Source organism: Streptomyces sp. BE20 (assembly GCF_036322525.1).
Taxonomy (GTDB): Bacteria; Actinomycetota; Actinomycetes; order Streptomycetales; family Streptomycetaceae; genus Kitasatospora.
Genome location: NZ_JAQYWW010000041.1, coordinates 1 through 318 on the forward strand (window position 1 = coordinate 1; position 318 = coordinate 318).

The window sequence follows — 318 nt, forward strand, 5'->3', positions numbered from 1 at the left end:
CGGTCCGCAGTAGACGAGCTCGAGCGTCCACGTCGGCATCCTCGAGATGGCCTTCGCCGCCGGGACCCTCGACACCCTCGAGGGCAACTCCAGCGTGCAGGTGCTCCTGCGCCACTACTCCCCGGCGGCCCGCGGCGCCTACGCCCTCATCTCCCCCGCGGGACGCTGACCGGCGCGCTTCGCCGCCCAGCCTCCGGACGCGACCCGCCCCCGGAGGCAGGGCGCCGCTCGCGGTGCGGAGACCGGCCACGCGCACCGCGGTCCCGCTGGCCCGACGGGCCGGCGGCGGATCACCCCGGGGGCGCGGCTCCCGGTGGC

Annotated in this window: 1 protein-coding gene; it reads left to right on the forward strand. The window is 78.3% G+C overall.

All coding sequences use genetic code 11. The features are described from left to right. Window positions 1–46 precede the first annotated feature (46 nt). Window positions 47–169 (forward strand): hypothetical protein, encoded by a 123-nt coding sequence (locus PUR61_RS00160; RefSeq protein ID WP_329874345.1) that lies wholly within the window; start codon window positions 47–49, stop codon window positions 167–169. Window positions 170–318: the final 149 nt, after the last annotated feature.

What these genes read in the sequence shown, in the direction of transcription:
- PUR61_RS00160 (WP_329874345.1), top strand. Translation starts at nt 47, where the DNA reads ATGGCCTTCGCCGCCGGGACCCTCGACACCCTCGAGGGCAACTCCAGC.